Annotated in this window: 20 protein-coding genes; 9 read left to right on the forward strand and 11 right to left on the reverse strand. The window is 72.3% G+C overall.

Going from position 1 to position 18,012, the window contains the following annotated elements; translation table 11 throughout:
- Positions 1-16 precede the first annotated feature (16 nt).
- The gene (locus ATJ97_RS17490; RefSeq protein ID WP_170037552.1) at positions 17-697 is read left to right on the forward strand and encodes a potassium channel family protein; all 681 of its coding nucleotides are present in this window, start codon (positions 17-19) and stop codon (positions 695-697) included.
- 28 nt (positions 698-725) lie between these two features.
- Here ATJ97_RS17490 and ATJ97_RS17495 read toward each other — a convergent pair whose 3' ends face one another.
- Positions 726-1,499: an SDR family oxidoreductase gene (locus ATJ97_RS17495; protein WP_098484833.1), complete on the reverse strand. Its 774-nt coding sequence runs from the start codon at positions 1,497-1,499 to the stop codon at positions 726-728.
- A 175-nt stretch (positions 1,500-1,674) separates the two neighbouring features.
- On the opposite strand from ATJ97_RS17495, the gene ATJ97_RS17500 reads away from it, so the two are divergent.
- On the forward strand, positions 1,675-2,520 hold the full coding sequence (locus ATJ97_RS17500) for an alpha/beta fold hydrolase (RefSeq protein WP_098484834.1): 846 nt from the start codon (positions 1,675-1,677) through the stop codon (positions 2,518-2,520).
- Between the two features lie 49 nt (positions 2,521-2,569).
- Positions 2,570-3,013, forward strand: a complete 444-nt coding sequence (locus ATJ97_RS17505; RefSeq protein ID WP_245862691.1) for a helix-turn-helix domain-containing protein — start codon at positions 2,570-2,572, stop codon at positions 3,011-3,013.
- 39 nt (positions 3,014-3,052) lie between these two features.
- On the opposite strand, the gene ATJ97_RS17510 is transcribed toward ATJ97_RS17505, so the two are convergent.
- Positions 3,053-3,463, reverse strand: coding sequence for a phage holin family protein (locus tag ATJ97_RS17510; protein ID WP_098484835.1), 411 nt, complete (start codon positions 3,461-3,463; stop codon positions 3,053-3,055).
- A gap of 250 nt (positions 3,464-3,713) precedes the next feature.
- Between ATJ97_RS17510 and ATJ97_RS17515 the strand changes: the two genes are divergently transcribed.
- Complete coding sequence (locus tag ATJ97_RS17515) at positions 3,714-4,136, forward strand: VOC family protein (protein WP_098484836.1); 423 nt, start codon at positions 3,714-3,716, stop codon at positions 4,134-4,136.
- 36 nt (positions 4,137-4,172) lie between these two features.
- Positions 4,173-5,411, forward strand: a complete 1,239-nt coding sequence (locus ATJ97_RS17520) for a serine hydrolase domain-containing protein (RefSeq protein ID WP_098484837.1) — start codon at positions 4,173-4,175, stop codon at positions 5,409-5,411.
- A 495-nt stretch (positions 5,412-5,906) separates the two neighbouring features.
- Here the strand turns inward: ATJ97_RS17520 and ATJ97_RS17525 are convergent, their stop codons facing one another.
- The 5 genes from ATJ97_RS17525 to ureG form a co-directional block, all read right to left on the reverse strand.
- Entirely contained in the window at positions 5,907-6,632 is a 726-nt protein-coding gene (locus ATJ97_RS17525; RefSeq protein ID WP_170037555.1) for an urease accessory protein UreD, read from the reverse strand.
- Positions 6,633-6,835: 203 nt separating this feature from the next.
- Positions 6,836-8,545, reverse strand: a complete 1,710-nt coding sequence (locus ATJ97_RS17530; RefSeq protein WP_098484839.1) for an urease subunit alpha — start codon at positions 8,543-8,545, stop codon at positions 6,836-6,838.
- Positions 8,523-9,083, reverse strand: coding sequence for an urease subunit beta (locus ATJ97_RS20500; RefSeq protein WP_245862693.1), 561 nt, complete (start codon positions 9,081-9,083; stop codon positions 8,523-8,525). Before ATJ97_RS20500 ends, ATJ97_RS17530 begins: the two co-directional genes overlap by 23 nt.
- The gene (locus tag ATJ97_RS17540; RefSeq protein WP_098484840.1) at positions 9,080-9,382 is read right to left on the reverse strand and encodes an urease subunit gamma; all 303 of its coding nucleotides are present in this window, start codon (positions 9,380-9,382) and stop codon (positions 9,080-9,082) included. The genes ATJ97_RS20500 and ATJ97_RS17540 overlap by 4 nt, the downstream gene beginning before the upstream one ends.
- Before the next feature lie 140 nt (positions 9,383-9,522).
- A complete protein-coding gene (gene ureG / locus ATJ97_RS17545) occupies positions 9,523-10,326 on the reverse strand; it encodes an urease accessory protein UreG (protein WP_098484841.1) in 804 nt (267 codons plus the stop codon).
- Positions 10,327-10,545: 219 nt separating this feature from the next.
- On the opposite strand from ureG, the gene ATJ97_RS17550 reads away from it, so the two are divergent.
- The gene (locus tag ATJ97_RS17550; protein WP_098484842.1) at positions 10,546-11,220 is read left to right on the forward strand and encodes an urease accessory protein UreF; all 675 of its coding nucleotides are present in this window, start codon (positions 10,546-10,548) and stop codon (positions 11,218-11,220) included.
- 21 nt (positions 11,221-11,241) lie between these two features.
- Here the strand turns inward: ATJ97_RS17550 and ATJ97_RS17555 are convergent, their stop codons facing one another.
- The gene (locus ATJ97_RS17555) at positions 11,242-11,823 is read right to left on the reverse strand and encodes a GNAT family N-acetyltransferase (RefSeq protein WP_245862694.1); all 582 of its coding nucleotides are present in this window, start codon (positions 11,821-11,823) and stop codon (positions 11,242-11,244) included.
- A 287-nt stretch (positions 11,824-12,110) separates the two neighbouring features.
- Between ATJ97_RS17555 and ATJ97_RS17560 the strand changes: the two genes are divergently transcribed.
- Positions 12,111-13,622 carry an alpha/beta hydrolase domain-containing protein gene (locus ATJ97_RS17560; protein WP_098484844.1) on the forward strand — a complete coding sequence of 504 codons (1,512 nt, stop codon included), beginning with the start codon at positions 12,111-12,113 and terminating at the stop codon, positions 13,620-13,622.
- Between the two features lie 49 nt (positions 13,623-13,671).
- Here the strand turns inward: ATJ97_RS17560 and ATJ97_RS17565 are convergent, their stop codons facing one another.
- On the reverse strand, positions 13,672-14,409 hold the full coding sequence (locus ATJ97_RS17565; protein WP_098484845.1) for a competence/damage-inducible protein A: 738 nt from the start codon (positions 14,407-14,409) through the stop codon (positions 13,672-13,674).
- 24 nt (positions 14,410-14,433) lie between these two features.
- On the opposite strand from ATJ97_RS17565, the gene ATJ97_RS17570 reads away from it, so the two are divergent.
- A complete protein-coding gene (locus ATJ97_RS17570; RefSeq protein ID WP_143427065.1) occupies positions 14,434-15,408 on the forward strand; it encodes an SDR family oxidoreductase in 975 nt (324 codons plus the stop codon).
- Here ATJ97_RS17570 and ATJ97_RS17575 read toward each other — a convergent pair.
- Entirely contained in the window at positions 15,393-15,692 is a 300-nt protein-coding gene (locus ATJ97_RS17575) for a DUF1540 domain-containing protein (protein WP_098484847.1), read from the reverse strand. The two genes, ATJ97_RS17570 and ATJ97_RS17575, sit on opposite strands and share 16 nt — an antisense overlap.
- 201 nt (positions 15,693-15,893) lie before the next feature.
- Between ATJ97_RS17575 and ATJ97_RS17580 the strand changes: the two genes are divergently transcribed.
- A complete protein-coding gene (locus tag ATJ97_RS17580) occupies positions 15,894-16,679 on the forward strand; it encodes a hypothetical protein (RefSeq protein ID WP_098484848.1) in 786 nt (261 codons plus the stop codon).
- Positions 16,680-16,704: 25 nt separating this feature from the next.
- Here the strand turns inward: ATJ97_RS17580 and ATJ97_RS17585 are convergent, their stop codons facing one another.
- Complete coding sequence (locus ATJ97_RS17585) at positions 16,705-17,883, reverse strand: winged helix DNA-binding domain-containing protein (protein WP_098484849.1); 1,179 nt, start codon at positions 17,881-17,883, stop codon at positions 16,705-16,707.
- Positions 17,884-18,012 lie beyond the last annotated feature (129 nt).

Genomic DNA, 18,012 nt, shown 5'->3' on the forward strand with positions numbered 1-18,012 from the left:
GAACATGGTGCCCACCATGAGCGGTGCGCCCACCCCCGATCGCAGGAGTCGCCGTCGGCTCCGGCGCCTGGCGCTGCTGCGCCCGCTGCTGATCGCCGTCGTGCTCGTGGTGGTCTACTACCTCTGGCCGGCCAACGCGCGACGCAGCACCGCCACCCTGGCGCCGGTGGTGCTCATCATCGCCGTGCTGGTGGGCCTGCTCATGTGGCAGGTGCGGGCCATCTCGATGTCCCGGGCGCCGCGCCTTCGCGCGGTCGAGGCCCTGGCTACGTCGATCCCGCTCTTCGTCGTGCTCTTCGCGGGCTTCTACGCGAACCTCTCGGCCTACGAGCCGGAGTCGTTCACCGAGCAGCTCGACCGCACCGACGCGCTGTACTTCACCGTCACCACGCTCGCCACGGTGGGCTTCGGCGACATCACCGCCGTCACCGAGACGGCCCGGGTCGCCGTCACCGTCCAGATGGTCTCAGGCCTCGTGCTGCTCGGCGTGGGGGTCAAGGTGGTTCTCGGCGCGGCGGAGTCCGGGGTGCGCCGCGCCGGTCTCCCGGCGGGGTGGCTGCCCATGGCTGGGGCCGGAGCGCCGGACGTCGTCGGGCGTCCGGACGTCGTCGACGGTCCTGACGACGTCGCAGCCCGGGACGACGCCCACCCTCGCCAGGGCGAGGGTGGCAGAGCGGACGACGGCGGGGCCACCTGACCGCCGTCGCCCGCTCAGGTCGGGGTGGTCACCAGGTGCTGGCGCCCCGCAGGACGGCGTCCGAGCCGCCGTCGACGAAGACGACCTGGCCGCACAGGTGGGTGTTCTCCTCGCCGGTGAGCCAGGCGATGAGGTTGCCGACGACCTCGGGCTTCGCGATGCCGTTGAGCGGCATGGGCACCGTCTGGAGCAGGGCGGCCTTGGCCTCGTCGGTGGCGATGAGGTCGGTGACCATGGGGGTCTCGATGATGCCGGGGGCGACCGCGTTGAGCGGGATGCCGGCGCCCGCCCACTCGGGGGTGGCGGCCTGGCGGCGCACCCACAGCGCCAGCCCGCGCTTGCTGGTCCCGTAGATCTGGCCGGCGCGCTCGTCCGCGGCGAGCTCGGCGGCGCGGGCGACGGCGTCGTCCTCGGTCCCGTCGAGCAGCAGCGAGAGCAGCTCCTCGTCCGGCGGGAAGAGCGAGGCCATGGACGCGACGGCGACGGCGCGCGGCGCGGGGGACCCGGCCAGCAGCGGCCGCAGCCCCTCAAGCGTGGCGATCGCGCCGTAGTAGTTCACGCGCACGGTGGCGACGGTCGGGGAGGACAGGCCGGCGCAGGCGATGATCGCGTCGATGCGGCCGTCGGTGCGCTCGCGGACGTCCTCGACCATGGAGGCGCGCCCGGCGGCGGTGGACAGGTCGGCGTCGATGTCGGAGCCGGCGAGGTCCACGCCAAGGACGCGATGGCCGCGGCCCGTGAGGATCTCGGTGGTGACGAGGCCGATGCCGGAGGCGGCGCCGGTGACGACGTAGGTGCTCATGACGACCCTTTCGGTAGGTGGGTCCTGCTGTCTCCGAAACTACGGGGCGCCGCAGGCTGAGGGACCGGACCATGGGCCCACCGCCGGGTATGGCGCCGTCGCCGCTGGCGTCGAGGCCCGCGGTTCACCCGTCCGGGGTGAGCCGCCGGAGGGAACGCGGTGCCACCATCGCGGCATGAGCAGCAGCGACGGTGCCGGGTGGACCTCCGGCGCCGTGCGGGTGGGCGGGTGGACCGTCCGCTACCGGCAGGGCGGGGACGCCGCCGCGGGCGTCCCGATCGTCCACGTCCACGGGTTCGGCATCTCCGGCGCTTACCTGATGCCGACGGCGCGGCTCCTCACGCCCGTCGGCCTCAACATCGTGCCGGACCTGCCCGGGTACGGGCGCAGCGAGCGACCGTCGCGGCCCCTCGGGATCCCCGCCCTGGCCCGCACCCTGCTCGCCCTGCTCGACGAGCTCGGGCTGGAGAAGGCGGTCCTCCTGGGCAACTCGATGGGGTGCCCGGTGGCCCTCGAGGTCGCGCACGCCGCGCCCCACCGGGTGCACCGGCTGGTGCTGGTCTCCCCTGCCGGCGGCGCCCACAACCAGCCGCTCGCTCGCGCCCTGGTCCAGCTGGGGATCGATGCCGTGCGGGAGAGCCCGCGAATGGCGCGCGTGGCGGTCCCGGACTACGTCCGGTTCGGTCCGGTGAGCGCGCTGCGCCTGTTCGCCCAGCTGATCCGGTTCCCCTCGCAGGCACGGCTCCTGCGGACCCCGGTTCCCGCGCTCGCGGTCATCGGCACCCGCGACCCGCTGATGCCGCCGCCCTACCGGGTCCGTGAGGTGGCGAGCCTGGCACCCGAGCACGACGCGGTCGTGCTCATCGAGGGTGCCGCGCACGCGCTCAACTTCAGCCATCCCGGCGAGCTCGCCAACGTCGTCGGCTCGTGGCTCGGGGGGCGCCCCATCCGGGACGACCCGGACCAGCCGGGGCTCGCCCGCGTGCTGGCGGTCCCGCGCCTCCTCGAGCCGGCGGGGTGAGGCGGCCGAGGTGCTGGAGATGCCGGGGCACCCGTAGCAGGATCGTGCCGTGAGCCGGGAGTCGGAGCAGACCAACCGCCGGCTGCTGCGCGCCCGCGACGCGATGGACCGCGCCTACACCGAGCCGCTGGACGTCCCGGCGCTGGCTCGCATCGCGCTGGTGTCCGACGCGCACTTCATCCGTACCTTCAAGGACACCTTCGGCGAGACCCCGCACCGCTACCTCCAGCGCCGGCGGGTGGAGCGCGCGATGAGCCTGCTGCGCGAGACCGACCGCTCGGTCACCGACATCTGCATGAGCGTGGGGTTCACCAGTCTCGGCACGTTCAGCCGGACCTTCCGCGAGATCGTCGGGACGTCGCCGAGCGAGTTCCGTGCCGCAGGTCCTGCCCTGCCGGTGCCCACGTGCTTCGTCAAGCGGTGGAGCAGGCCGAGCAGCCTCGGAGAGAGCTCGGGCCCACCCCCGAGCTCACCCGCGCCCCTACGGGCGTGAGCACGAGCGACAGGCCCTCCGACGACCTGTCCACCGCAACTACGGGCGTCCGGGCTTGCCGGTGCCCCCTCGCTCAGCGGCCTTCTCCTTCAGGAAGATCATCGGCAGGAGGAGCGTGCCGAGGGCAGTCACCAGCCAGACGATGACGGTTCCGAGGATCCAGCCCTTGGCGCCGGTGATCCTCAGCCCGTCCGACACGAGCGTCGCCAGGGCCAGTGCCACCAGCGTCGAGACCAGCCCGATGCCGCCCAGGAACGACGGCGCGAAGCGGGCGGTCGTCTTCGCGATGAAGGGCGAGAGCACGCTCTGCGCCACGGTGAACACCAGCACGGCGACGACGAAGCCCGACGCCGACAGCACGAAGTCGCCGTCCAGCAGCCAGGTCGCGACCAGGAGCCCGAGCGCCGCCGAGACGAGGAAGATCAGCGCCCGGATGAGCAGACGGATCATGATGCTCCCTTCCGGCCACAGCCCTGTGGCACCTCCAGGGTACGGCGGTCCCGCGCCGTTCCGTAGAGGGTTGCGGCACGCAGCGAGGTGCCCGGGCCGTGAACCTCCTCGACGTCGTCGTCCCCGGTCGACCGGCGGCCCGGGGTGCGGCGATCGAGCAGTTTCGGAGAAGCCGCGCGTCGGCGGGCCTCGGTAGCGTCGTGCCCTGTCAGCCGCCGGACCGCCGGCGGCCCGAACCGGGAGACCGACGATGATCACCTCGCTTCGCATCAGCCAGCTCTACGTTCTCGACCAGGACCAGGCGCTCGACTTCTACGTCGGCACGCTCGGTCTCGAGGTCGGCGACGACATGGAGCTCGGGTTCATGCGGTGGCTCACCGTGAAGACGCCCGACGGCCGCCACGTCCTGCTCGAGCGCCCGGGTCCGCCGTCGATGGACGAGGCCACGGCCGAGCAGGTCCGCGACCTGGTGACCAAGGGTGCCGCCGGCGGCCACCTCTTCTTCATCACCGAGGACGCCCAGGCCATGTACGAGCGGCTGGTCGAGCGCGGCGTCGACATCACCGACGAACCGACCGCCCGCCCCTACGGCCTCGACTTCGGCCTGCGGGACCCGTTCGGCAACCACATCCGCGTCACCGAGCTCGCCGACGTCCCGACGTCGCAGGTGTGACGACGCCGCCGTGCTAGCGTCCGCCGGGAGGTGGACATGGGTGTGACGCTGGCCGTCGCCGCAGGTGTCGTGGCACTCGCCGTGGCCGGGGTGCTCCTGGTCCGCCGGGCGACCGCGCGACGTCGGCTGCGCGCGCTGGTGAGCGTCGTCGTCGTGCTCGCGGTGGTCGCCGGCGGCGTGCTGGTGTGGGCACGGCTGATGCTCGACGAGTCCGGCGTGGCCCGTGCTCTCGTCTGGATGGAGTCCGACACCGGTGACTGGCGTCGCTTCGACTCCCGGCCCGTTCCCGCCGGCGACCACACGCTCGAGCTACGGGAGGCGCCGGACGGCGCGATCCTCAGCTCCGACGTCGACGGAAGAAGCCTCGAGGAGCTGCTCCAGGAGACCGGGTCGACGGCGTTCATCGTGCTCCGGGGCGACGACGTTCTGGTCGAGCAGTACCTGAACGGCTCGTCGGCGACGGCGACACAGACGTCCTTCTCGGTGGCCAAGTCCTTCCTCTCCACCCTGCTCGGCATCGCGATTGACCGTGGCGAGATCGGGAGCCTCGACGATCCGGTCACCGACTACGTCCCCGAGCTGGCCGACCGGGACGAGCGGTTCGAGCAGATCACGCTGCGCCACCTGGTCTCGATGTCCTCCGGCCTGCGGTACGAGGAGCAGGGGTTGCCCTGGAGCGACGACGCGACGACGTACTACGCGCCGGACCTGCGCGCGGTCGCGCTCTCCGCCGAGGTGGCCGGACCGCCGGGGGAGCGGTTCCACTACAACAACTACAACCCGCTGCTGACCGGGCTGGTGCTCGAGCGTGCGACCGGCATGAGCGTGGCCGAGTACATGTCCGAGGTGCTGTGGCAGCCGATGGGCGCCGGGGCGGACGGCTCGTGGAGCATCGACAGCACCGAGAGCGGCTTCGAGAAGATGGAGAGCGGCGTCAACGCCCGCGCCATGGACTTCGCTGGGTTCGGCTACCTCGCCGCCCACGAGGGTGTGGTCGACGGCCGTCAGGTCGTCTCCGCGGCGTGGCTGCAGGAGGCGACGGCGGAGGACCTCACGACCGACCCGGCCGCGCAGTACCAGTACGGCTGGTGGATCGACGTCGAGAGGGACGGCCGCTTCTACGCCCACGGCAACCATGGGCAGTTCGTCTACGTCGATCCGGCGACGGACGTCGTGGTGGTCCGGCTGGGCTCCGGCTACGGGATCGAGCCGGACGCCTGGGTCGAGGTGCTCCGGACGGTGGCCGACGACGTCGGTGGGTCTGCCGGTCGTTGAGCCGGCCGTGCGTGGCGGTCGGTATGCGGTCGCCCCTGCCGACAACCGGCAGGGGCGACGCCCGTCGTGGACCTGACGGGGCCTCAGAGCCTGTTCAGCTCCCGCATTCCACGGAAGCGGCCGGCGAGGCGCCGGGCGCCATCGGCACGGCGTCGGGCTCGGGCACGCCCGGAGGCGGTGAGCCCGGACTCTTCGGGACGACGAGCGCCGGAGGCGCGTCCGGCACGGGGTTCCCAGGACTCTTCGGCACCGCGGTCGAGTACACGACATTCGGCGGTGGTGAGCCGGGGCTCGTGGGGGTAGCGAAGTCCTGCTTCTTCATCCACGTATGGATTGTTGCCTCCCTGCTTGTCGGTGTCGGCCCCTTGGGCCGCTCTTCCATCATCACCAGGGCGGGCCGCATATCAAGCGGCGGCAACGGATGGTTAAGAAGATCACCAACTGACTGCAGGACGACCGAGGTGCCCGGTTCCTCCTGCGTTCCACCGGACGCGTCTAGACCGGGGGTGCCCAGGGGGGCCCGAGGGAACGGAGCCCGGCGGTGAGGGCGTTCCGGAGCGCCAGGCTGTCTGGGCTGACGGCACAGATGAGGACTGCGGGGCCTGCCAGAGGGAGCACGGCGGCGTCCTCACCCAGGGGCCGAGCAGGGGGTGGGCCGTCGGACGCCCAGGCGGGGTCGACGACGAGGACTGAGCCCAGCGCCCGGTCGGTGCCGACGACTGCGGGGCTGTCCCAACCGGTGGCGTCGGGCCCGAAGTCGAGGCGCTGGTCGTACAAGGGGCGGCCGGCAAGTTGCACGCGCACGTGCTGCGCGAGGGTGCCGGGCTGTTCGCCGTGCCGGCCGAGCAAGATCTCCTCCCGCAGCAGCAACCGGGCGTCGTCGGCGAGGGAGACGATCACCTCGTTGAGGTGCCGGCAGCCGGTGGCGGCGATCATCGGCTGCGGCAGCCACACGAAGGTGCTGCCGCTGCCGACGCGGGCGGTGCTGCTCGAACGCGAGCGTTCTCCGTGCGGCCCGGGGAGCAGCAGGCGTGCCGAGATCTCGCCGAGGACGAGGGTGCTCCCAGCTCCGACGTCGACGTCGAGGCTCAGCTCGTCCCCGCCGACCGGTCCGGCGGCGCCGGCGGCGACGGAGACCCTCGCCGCCTGGGGCCTGTCGCCTGCGGGCTCGCCTCGTACGAGAACGGTGGGACGGAGGACGAGCGGGGCCTCGGATCGCATCCGAGTGATTTGGGTACGTCCCGGGCCCGCTGTCGTTGCCGTGTATTCGGTGCTTACGACGGCGCGGGCCCGCATGGTGGCACGCCGGGGCGGCGGGGAGTCGCGGGGTTGGCCGGACGGTGTGGCGGACCGGCTCGCGGGTGGTGCGGACCGGCTCTCGGGTGTGGCGCCGGCTCCAGCCTGTGTCACGGTGCCGGGCACGGTCAGAAGAGGAAGTAGCGCTGGGCCATCGGCAGCTCGGTGGCGGGTTCGTGCTCGATGAGCTCGCCGTCGACCTTGACCGCGTACGTGTCCGGGTCGACCTCGATCTTCGGCAGGGCGGTGTTCTCGGGCATGTCCGCCTTGCCGCGTCCGCGCACGTTCTCCACCGCCACCAGCTCGCGGTTGATGTCCAGCCGCCCGGCAAGGTCGTCCTCGATGGCGGCGGGGGCGACGAAGGCGACGGAGGTGGATGCCGCCGAGCGGGAGGCGACGTTGAAACCGAGCCGCTCGAAGACCGGTTGGGGTGTCGGGATGGAGGCGTTCGGGTCGCCCAGCGCGGCGACCGCCGCCACGCCTCCCTTGAAGACCGCGGTGGGGTGGATGCCGAACAGGGCCGGCTGCCACAGCACCATGTCGGCCATCTTCCCCGGTTCGATGGAGCCGATCTCGCGCTCGAGACCGTGCGCGACGGCCGGGCAGATCGTGTACTTGGCCACGTACCGCCGAGCCCGGTGGTTGTCGGCGCGGGTGTCGCCCGGCAGGGAGCCGCGCAGCCGTTTCATCCGGTGCGCGGTCTGCCAGGTGCGGATCACGACCTCCCCGATCCGGCCCATCGCCTGGGCGTCGGAGGACATGATCGACAGGGCACCGATGTCCTGGAGGACGTCCTCGGCGGCGATGGTCCCGGCACGCACCCGGCTCTCCGCGAACGCCAGGTCGTTGGGCACCTGAGGGTTGAGGTGGTGGGCGACCATCACCATGTCCAGGTGCTCGTGGACCGTGTTGACGGTGAAGGGGCGCGTGGGGTTGGTCGAGGCCGGCAGGACGTAGGGCTCGCCCGCGATCCTGATGATGTCGGGGGCATGCCCGCCGCCGGCACCTTCCGTGTGGAAGGCGTGGAACGTGCGGCCCTTGACGGCGGCAAGGAGGTCCTCGACGAACCCGGCCTCGTTGAGGGTGTCGCTGTGGATCGCGACCTGGACGCCTGCCTCGTCGGCCACCTGGAGGGCGGTGTCGATGGAGGCCGGGGTGGCGCCCCAGTCCTCGTGCACCTTGAAGCCCGCGACGCCGCCACGCAGCTGCTCCCACAGGGCCTCGTGGGACATCGTGTTGCCCCGGCCGAGGAACAGGACGTTGAGCGGCCAGGGCTCCATGCTCTCGAGCATCTTCCGCATCCACCAGGATCCCGGGGTGGCCAGCGTGGCCTTGGACCCTTCGGTGGGGCCGGTGCCGCCGCCGACGACCGTGGTGGTCCCGGCGGCCAGGCCGACCGCGAGCATGTCCGGGCCGACGAAATGGACGTGGGTGTCGATGGTGCCGGCGGTGAGGATCAGGCCGTTGCCGGACATGACCTCGGTCGAGGGGCCGATGACCAGGTCGGGGTGCACCCCGTCCATGGTCTCCGGGTTGCCGGCCCTTCCGAGGGCGACGATGCGGCCGTCGCGCACGCCGACGTCGGCCTTGATGACGCCCCAGTGGTCCAGGATCACGGCGCCGGTGATGACGAGGTCGGGAGTGCCCTCGGCCCGGGTGGCGGCGGCCTGCCCCATCGACTCGCGCACCGACTTGCCGCCGCCGAAGACGGCCTCGTCGCCGCCGACGCAGCGGTCCTCCTCGACCTCGATCAGCAGGTCGGTGTCCGCCAGCCTGATGCGGTCACCGGTCGTCGGCCCGAAGGAGGCGACGTACTCAGAACGGGGGATTCGTGTCATCGAGCTTTCCTCCGCACAGGCCGCGAAGGCCTCGGACGATGCGCTGGCCACGGATAGGAATGAGCTCGACCTCTTCGACGGCTCCCGGCTCGAAGCGCATGGACCCGCCCGAGAGCACGTTCAGCCGTTGCCCCCAGGCCGCCGCCCGGTCGAAGGCGAGCGCGGCGTTGACCTCGGCGAAGTGGTAGTGGGACCCGATCTGCACGGGGCGGTCGCCGGTGTTGACGACCCGGAGGGTCGTTACCGGCGCCCCGGCGTTGAGCTCGACCGGATGGTCGCCGTAGAGCACCTCGCCAGGTATGACGGCCTCGTAGGCGTGGAGCTGCTTCTCGCTCTGCCGCTGAGGTGCCTGTCGCTCGTTCGATCCCGGCCGGCGCGGCGGGCTCAGCGTGCCCGGGCCCGAGGCGGGGTGCTTGACCTTGTGGTTGTACACCACCCCGGTTTCGTAGCCGGGATGGTCGCTGGGGTGAGAGTAGTTGTCGTCGCGATAGTCCGCGGCCGGCCCGGGCCGCCCGAAGGGGTTCTCGGTGACCCTCACTGGATCGGCCCCGTGACGGTCACGAGCTTGGTGCCGTCCGGGAAGGTGGCCTCGACCTGCACCTGGGCGAGGATCTCGGGCACGCCCTCCATGACGTCGTCGCGGGTCAGGATCTCCCGGCCGGACTCCATCAGGTCGGAGACCGAGTCCCCGTTTCGGGCACCTTCCAGCAGGTAGGCGGTCAGGATCGCGGTGGCCTCGGGCAGATTGAGCTTGAGCCCTCGCTCCTTGCGCTCCATCGCCAGCTTCGCCGCGGTGTAGATCAGCAGCCGTTCGTGCTCGTACCTCGTCAAGAACATCAGAGTCCTCCGAGCGGTAGCCACAGGTGACGGCGCCGCCACCTCGCTGGGCTGCCGAATCTACTCGCGCCCGACGGGCGTGGGCAATGGTCACCTGTCACCCCTCGCCGGAGTGCCGGGCCCCGACACCACCGCCTGGCCTACCGGGGACTGTGCTCGTGCTCGCCGTCCTGGCCGTGGGCGTGGACGTGCTCGCCGTCCTGGCCGTGGGCGTGGACGTAGCCGCCCCCGTCCGGCCCGGCGTGGAAATGAGGGGCCATGGGGCCGGGGTCGGTGGGAATGTGCTGCCCCTGCACATGCTGCTCGTGCAGCCACAGCACCCAGGCGCACAGCTGCTCGACCGTGTCGGGGAGCTTGCGGGAGAGGGCCAGCACCGGCGCACCGTCGCGGGCGGCGGTGGCGTCGGCGACCATCTGGTCGACGTCGACGTCGACATAGGGGCCGAGGTCGATCTTGTTGACGATCAGCAGGTCGGCGCGCGCGATGCCCGGTCCCCCCTTGCGGGCGACGTCACCGCCGCCGGCGACGTCGAGCACGAAGATCTGGGCGTCGACGAGGGCGGGAGAGAAGGTGGCGGTGAGGTTGTCGCCGCCGCTCTCGACCAGAACCAGATCGAGCGGGGCGAAGTCCGCCTCCAGGTCCTCCACGGCGATGAGGTTCATGGTCACGTCGTCACGGATCGCGGTGTGCGGGCAGGCGCCCGTCTCCACCGCCCGGATCCGTTCGGCGGGCAGAACGCCCGCCGAGCGCAGGAAGCGGGCGTCCTCGTCGGTGTAGATGTCGTTGGTGATCACCCCGATACGGAGCTTGTCCGCCAGCTCACGGCACAGGGTGGCGATGACCGAGCTCTTGCCGGTCCCGACAGGGCCCGCGACCCCCAGGCGCAGGGCACGGGTACCGGCATGCGCGGGTGGTCCCGATGGTTGGGGCACATCTGCAGTCATGAGAGTCCCTTTCCAGGCGCGGCTGGCGAGGGTGTCAGTCTTGGCCCGAGAGGTGACCGCGTCAATGACCCGACGGGTCTGCGACGGTCGGCCGACGGCGGGCCGGCCGGATGAGGGCTACCGTGCCAGCACGGACCCAGCCACAGAGATCGCGGGTGAGGAGACGATGTCGCCGACGTACGCCGACCAGCCACCCGGCCCAGGGGACGAGGCCCTCGATTGACCGCAGTCCCCGCGGCGCTGCTGCTCCTCACCGACGGCCGCTTCCCGACCGGCGCGTACGCGCACTCCGCCGGGCTGGAGGCGAGCGTCCGGTCAGGGCGGGTCCGAGACCTGGCCGGACTGGAGTCCTTCCTGCGTGGGCGAGTCCGGACGACCGGTCTCGTCGCCGCCTCCTTCGCTGCGGCGGCCTGCGCCGCCACCGCACGAGGCGACGAGCCGCGGATCCTGCTGCTGGAGGAAGAGCTGGACGCCCGCACCCCCTCGCCGGCACTCCGTCAGGCCTCCCGGGCGCTCGGCCGTCAGCTGCTGCGCGCCGTCCGCGCCGTCGCACCCCGCCCGATGCCGTCGTGCCTGCCTGCGGCGCCGCACCAGCCCATCGCGCTCGGCGCGGCCTCCGCCGCCCTCGACCTCGGCCCGGGTGACGCTGCCCTGGCCGCGCTCTACGACGCGGTGAGCGGGCCGGCCGGCGCCGCGGCGAAGCTCATGCCCTTGAGCCCGTTCGACGTCCACGCTGCGCTGGCCCGGCTGATGCCCTCACTGGATCGCCTCGCTGCCACGGCCGCCGACCATGCCGACACGGCGCCGCGCGACATGCCGGCAGCCGGTGCCCCGCTGCTCGATGTCGGTGCTGAGCAGCACGCCCGGTCCGACGCCCGACTCTTTGCCTCCTGAGCGTCGACAGCGCAGCCTGAGTCAGCGCCCTGCGGCCCACTCGTCGGCCAGGAGCGCGTAGCCGATGCCGTCGAGCCACCCCTTCGACCGGTGCAGCGACTCCCGCACCGTGTAGAGCTCCCGCCGCATCCCGACACGCTCCATGAGCCGCCACGACGCCTCGTTCTCCGCGAAGCAGTTCGCCGTCACGCGGCGGAGCCTCAGCTCCTCGAAGCAGAGCCGGATCAGCTCGCGGACGGCCTCGGTGGCGAGCCCGCGGCCGGCGTGGGCCGGGTCGAGCGACCATCCGAGCTCGGCCTGCACGCCCCTCGCCCGGTCGGCCACCTCGACCTGCGCCCAGGCGTCCTCGACGGCGACCATGAGGTCGCCGATCACCTCGCTGTCGTGCTCAAGCACGAGCGTTTTCGCCAACGCCTCCGGTTCCTGGAACTGTGCCCGGTACGCCTCGAGGGTGTCGGGTGCGCGCGTGAGCCAGCGGTTGACGGGCTCGAGCCTGCGGTACCGCCAGGTGGTCTCGGCGTCGGCCGGCGTCGCCTGGCGGATCAGGAGGCGTTCGGTGCGGACGGGCCAGCTCAGGCCCGACAACGCGGAGGTCTCTGCCACCCGTACAGCATGCCAGCCAGGTCTGCGGGGTTCTGCTGGTGGCCGTCCGGCCCCCGTGGTAGTTTTCCCGGCCCTGGACCACATGCCCGGCGGTTCCCTCCCCGGCCGGACATCGCTCTGTCTCGGCGCTGCGCCGCGGCTCTGCGGTCCAGGCTCACGGTCGCCGGTCGACGGGGGCCGGCCGATGTCAATGGTGACGATCCGGAGGGAACACTGTGGAACCACGCAAACGGGGGCGGCGCCTGTCGAGGTGCACGGCGGCGGCCGCGGTCGCGGCTGCTCTGGCGGTGACGACCACCCCAGCACTGGCGGACTTCACGCCCAGCACGGGTGATGCGGAACCCGCTGTCGCGACGATCGAAGGTGCTGGGCCGAACGAGGTCGTCGGGCCACTCGCTGCGTCAGCGACCTCCTACCCGTTCGGGGCCGCGAACCATCAGGCGGTGCCGGAGGACCTCAGCAAGGTCGGCTACGTGGAGGAGGAGTTCCTGGTCAGCGGTGACGCCAACGTCTACACCTGGCCGGCGCCGGGACCGGCCGTGGTGCGGACACCCGATGCGCCGTACACCACCCGGGTGCTCGTGCGACGGCCCGCGAAGGACCAGCACTTCAGCGGCAACGTCGTCGTCGAGATGCTCAACCCGTCCAACCTCTTCGACCTCAACATCGGCTGGGCCATGGCTCACGAGCAGATGACCGCCAACGGCGATGCCTGGGTCGGTATCACCGCGAAGCCGATCGCCGTCGACGCGCTCAAGAACTTCGACCCGGAACGGTACGCGTCGCTCGCCTGGGACAACCCGTTGCCCACGGACGACCCTGCGAACTGCCGGACCGTCGCGGCCGACAGTTCCCGGACCACCGAGAACGGGCTCGTCTGGGACATCTACACCCAGGTGGGGCAATGGCTCCGGGGCGACGACGCGAGCAACCCGCTGACGTACGGTGACGAGGCCTCACACGTGGAGCACGCCTACGGCTGGGGGTACTCCCAGACAGGCGGATACCTCGTCAACTACATCAACGGCATCCACCCGCGCGTCGTCGAGGAGTTCGGGAAGCCGGTCTACGACGCGTACACGGTCGCTGTGGCCGGCGGTGCGTTCGCGGGCGCCTACCCGATGAACCAGTGCGAGAGCGCACCGCCGGTCGGCGACCCGCGCCGCGCCTTCCACGACGTCGGCGTGCCCGTCATGCGCATCATGTCCCAGTCGGACTACCTGCGAGGCATCGGCGCACGCCGCGCCGACAGCGACGAGGTCGGTGACCAGTACCGGCACTACGAGATGGCGGGCGCCGGCCACGCGACCCCGGACGAGCTGTACTACTCCGCAGCGCCGGAGGACATCCTCCGGGCTGGTCGGGACGTCCCGCCGCAGCAGTGCGACCAGGGGCCGAGGAGTCGGTTCCCGAGCGACATCTTCTTCAACGCCGCGCTCCAGAACCTCGACCTGTGGGTCCGGGAAGGCATCGCGCCCCCGCATGCCGACCCCATCCTCGTCGCAGGCGGCCAGCCCGTCCTGGACGAGTTCGGCAACGTGCAGGGTGGTCTGCGGTCGCCGTTCCTCGACGTCCCCACCAGCACCTGGCACGGAACGGCGACCGGCGCCTCGTTCTGCTTCATCGCCGGGTGGGAGGAACCGTTCGACCAGGCAGAGCTCGACCGGCTCTACAGGAACCACGGCCAGTATGTCCGCGCCGTGGGCGAGAGTGTCCGCAGCCTCGAGCGGGACCGCTTCCTCACGTCCTACGACGCTCAGCAGCTCCGACGCGCTGCCGCCGGCCAGGACGTTCCCTGACCGGTGCAGGACGGCGGGCGTCCTGACGACGCCCGCCGTTCCTCGCGTGCTACGCCGAAGGCGGGGTGCCGTTCCGGATCGTCTCCAGGCGAGCGACGGCGTCGTCCAGGAGCGCGGGCTCGGTGCCGCGCACGACGATGTTCGTGCCGCGGATCTCGCCCTCGCGGAACGGGTAGGAGCCGAAACTGAGCTCCGGCATGGCGTCGGCCAGCTCCCGCAGGGGCGCGGCGATCAGGCCCTCGCCGACCTCGAAGCGCACCTCCCGGGACAACCGCGGCGCGCCCGCCTCGAGCGTGGGCAGGACGGTCTCAACCATGGCCACGAAGATGCTCGGCACCCCGGCCATCACGTGGACGTTGCCGATGCTGAACCCGGGCGCGCCCGAGACGCCGTTGACGATGAGGGTGGCGCCGTCGGGGATGCGGGCCATCCGCAGCTGGTCCGCGGTCGGGGTGAGTCCCCGGCCGGCGAGCGCCGCCTCGAGAAGCTCGCGGGCGTCGTCGCGCACGTCGATGCCGACGCCGAAGGCCGCGGCGACGGCGTCGGCGGTGATGTCGTCGTGGGTCGGGCCGATCCCGCCCGAGGTGAAGACGTGCGTGAACCCGGCACGCAGCGCGTTGAGCGAGTCGACGATGACCTCGTGCTCGTCGGGCACGACGCGGATCTCCTTGAGGTCGATCCCCACCCGGGTCAGCTCCCCGGCGAGGTGGTAGGCGTTCGCCTCGCGGGTGCGACCGGAGAGGATCTCGTCACCGATGACGAGCATGGCGGCAGTGGGGTTCGGCATGACCGCAACCCTAGATGGCCACCCTTGACCCGTCCTACGGCCGGGATGATGCTGGACCGGCGGGCGGCGCGCACAGCGCCCGGAGAGAAGACGTCGATGATCCTCGTCGTGGGTGGCACCGGAGACCTGGGCGGGCGGATCGTGCGCCGCCTGGTCACGGCCGGCGAGCCGGTGCGGTGCCTCGTGCGGACGACGGCGGACCCGGCGCCGCTCCGCACCCTCGGCGTCGAGACCGTCGTCGGGGACCTCACGGATCCCTGGTCGCTCCGCCGTGCGTGCGAGGGCGTGGACGTCGTGGTGGCCAGCGCGACCGTGCTGACGCGGCGCCTCGCCGGGGCCAGACGGCCCACCATCCGCGAGGCCGACGAGGCCGGGATGGCGTCGCTGGTCGGGGCCGCGGAGGCAGCTGGGGTGCGGCGGTTCGTCTACGTCTCGTTCGCGGGCGCCGACCAGATGCTCGGCACACCGCTCGAACGGGCGAAGATGGCAACGGAGCGCAGGCTCGCGGCGTCGCCGATGCGCCGGGTGGTGGTGCGGCCCGACGCCTTCCAGGAGATCCACCTCGGCCCGCCGGGTCGGTTCGACGTCGCGGCCGGCAGGGTCGCCGTCGTCGGCAAGGGGGACACGAGACGCCGGTGGGTCGCCACGGACGATGTGGCGGCGCTCGTGGCCGCCGTCGTCTCCGAGCCCGACCCGCCCGAGCTCATCGAGTTCGGCGGCCCGGAGCTGCTCAGCCGCAACGAGGCGGTCGCCGTCGCGGAGCGGGTCACCGGCAGGCGGTTCACCGTGCGGCACATGCCCGTCTCGCTCGCCCGCGTGGGCATGGCACTCCTGCGTCCCTTCAACGACGCCCTGGCGAGCGTGTTCGGTGCAGGCGTCCTGCAGGACCGGGCCGGCTCCACCTGGGACGACGCCCCGCTGGTGGCACGCGGGATCACGCCGCGCTCGGTCACCGACTGGATCAGGCAGCAGGCAGCCGGAGGTCAGCGCGGGGAGTAGGTCAGGCAGTCCGCCGAGTCACGCCCCGGGCCCACCCGGACGGCCTGGGCCGCGCACTCGAGCGAGTCGTTGTGCACGCAGTCCTGCCGCGAGCAGGCGCCCACGTGCGCGACGACCTTCTCCAGCCCGCCGTGCCGGGAGAGCGGGATGAAGGTCGCGCACTGCGCGTCGGCACCCGCGCCGCTGATCGTGATGGCGGCGGCGTGGCAGTGTTCGTGCTCGTCGTTGTAGGAGCAGCCGGTGACCGAGCAGGTCGTCACCGGGGGCAGATCCGTCACGGTCATCGTGACCTCCCGAAGGGGTACGAGCGGGGGCATCACGCTATGCCGATCCGGGGCCGCTGACAACGGTCGGGCCCGCCTCGAACGGTGACCGTCGGGGGCCGGTCGACGGCCCTTTCGGGGCTCGGCGACCATCTCTCGGACACGGCAGTCCGTCACCGGCATGCTTGGCGCCCAGGAGTCGGCTCGGACGCGGAGGTCCGCATGGCGTTGCTCGAGGAGGAGGCGGCCGACGGCGGCCGGCTCGACACCCGCCCGCGCGTGCTGGAGTTCTGGCGCACGCTGGCCGCCGGGGTGATCGGTGGCGGGTTCGTGGGTCTGCTCACCGGCGGCGTGCTGGGCCGGCTCGTCATGCGGCTCCTCGCGGTGACCTCCCCGAAGCACGTGGCCGGTCGGCTGACGGACGACATCCAGCCGGTCGGCCAGATCTCCCTCGGCGGGACGGTCAACCTCTTCATCACGACCATCGCGCTCGGGGCCATCGCCGGGCTGGTCTACCTGTGGGTCCGGCGGGTGCTGCCGCCGTCCCGGCGGGGGAGGGCAGGGCTGTTCGCGCTGTTCGTGGGCAGCATCGGCGGGGCGTTCCTCGTGCACGACCACCCGTCGTTCGACTACTCGGTGCTGCAGCCGGAGTGGCTCGCCGTCCTCTCCTTCGTCGCCATTCCCACGCTCTTCGGCCTCCTCGCCCCGGGCGTCGTCGACCGGCTGGAGTCGCCGGACGGCTGGGCCGGTCGCGTCCCGGCGTGGCTGATGATCGTCGTGGCCGCGGCGGCGCTCAACATCGCCCTTGTTGTGGTCGCCGTGCCGGTCCTCGTGGCGTTCTCCCTCAGCCGTTCCGAGGCGGCGCTGCGGTTCTGGCGCGGCCACGCCGTGACGGTGGCGGGGCGGGTGCTGTTCGTCCTCATGGTCGTGTGGGGTCTGTACGGGATCGCCACGGACGTGGTCTCCATCGCGACGAACATGCCGTCGTCCGCGCCCTTCACGCCCTGAGAGCCGGCCGCGCTGGGCTCGTCAGCTACGCGCCCCGCCCGGCCCGCAGCGCCAGGAGTGCCGGCGACGGCCACCGCGCACCGGGGCGCGCACCGTCCAGCCAGTCCGTGAGTCGCTGCGCCTCGCGTTCCAGCGCGCGGACCCCGTCCGGGCCGACGTCCTCGAGGAGGTGGACCCGGACGTGCTCGTCGTCCAGCTGGTGCCACGTCCCGACGACGCGGCCGTCCCACCAGGCCGTCGCGCCGCCGTTGCCGCCGGGGTCGAAGATCTGCGTGCGGTGCCGGCCGAGGTACCAGTCCCGTTCGTGCCACCCCATCGTGGTCGGGTCAAGGACGGGCAGCAGGGCCGCCCAGGGCTCGGCCGGCTCCTCCGGCTCGAGGTCGTCCGGCAGCACGTACCCAGCGCCACCATCGAGGGCGACCTCCTCGGCCTCTATGGCTCTGAGTGTGGCCCGCACCCGGGTCACGGGCTCGCCCGGCCACCAGGCGAGGTCGTGGTCGGTGCCCGGGCCGAAGGCGCGCAGCCATCGGCGCACGAGCTCCTCGGGGGCGGCGTCGGGCGTCATCTCCGGCAGCGGCCCGCCGAGCCACGACACGGTCGTCGTCCAGCGGGGACGATCCGTGAGCCAGCTGCCGTCGTTCCCGCACCGCACGATGACCCCGCGGGCGAAGAGCGCGGTCAGCAGCCGTGAGCCCACCGTGGTCTCGCTCCCGCCGCGGCCCACCGGGACGGACGCGGCCAGCGCGGGGACGGCGTCACGCAGCTCGTGCCAGGAGGCCTTGGCGCCGCCGGAGAGGTGAGCGACGACGGCGGTCCCGACCTCCTCGACCCAGCGAGCGCCGTCCGTCGTCAGGCCGGCTCGCTCGACGTCGCGGACGAGCAGGCGCTCCTCGGCCGCGGCCACCCGGGCGCCCGGGCCGCGCACGGCTGCCGGCAGCGTCTGGCGGGTGAGCACGAACAGCGTGCTGCGCATCGCCATCTGTTTGACGAGCGTGCGGTCGGTGTAGAGGGCGCCGTCGACGTCCGCGTGCGTCAGGGCGTCCACCCGTGCCCACGCCGCCAGGTGCACGGTCGCGTGGAGAGTGGCGTGGAGGCCGACCATCGACTCGGCCGCCGCGACGACGTCGGCCGCCCTGTGACCGGGCGCGAGCCGGTGCCGGCGGGCCAGCCGGGCGCGCCGCTCGACGTTCGTGATCGTGCGCACGCGGCCATCGTCCCAGCCGCCACTGCCCGAGACGGGCACACTGCTGATGTCGAACCTCAGGCGTCGGCTGCGTCCCAGGGACGGACCGCCGGGCGACCACGACCGGCACCGTGGACAAGGAGAACGACT

The sequence above is a fragment of the Georgenia soli genome, from assembly GCF_002563695.1.
In the GTDB taxonomy this organism is placed as follows: Bacteria; Actinomycetota; Actinomycetes; order Actinomycetales; family Actinomycetaceae; genus Georgenia; species Georgenia soli.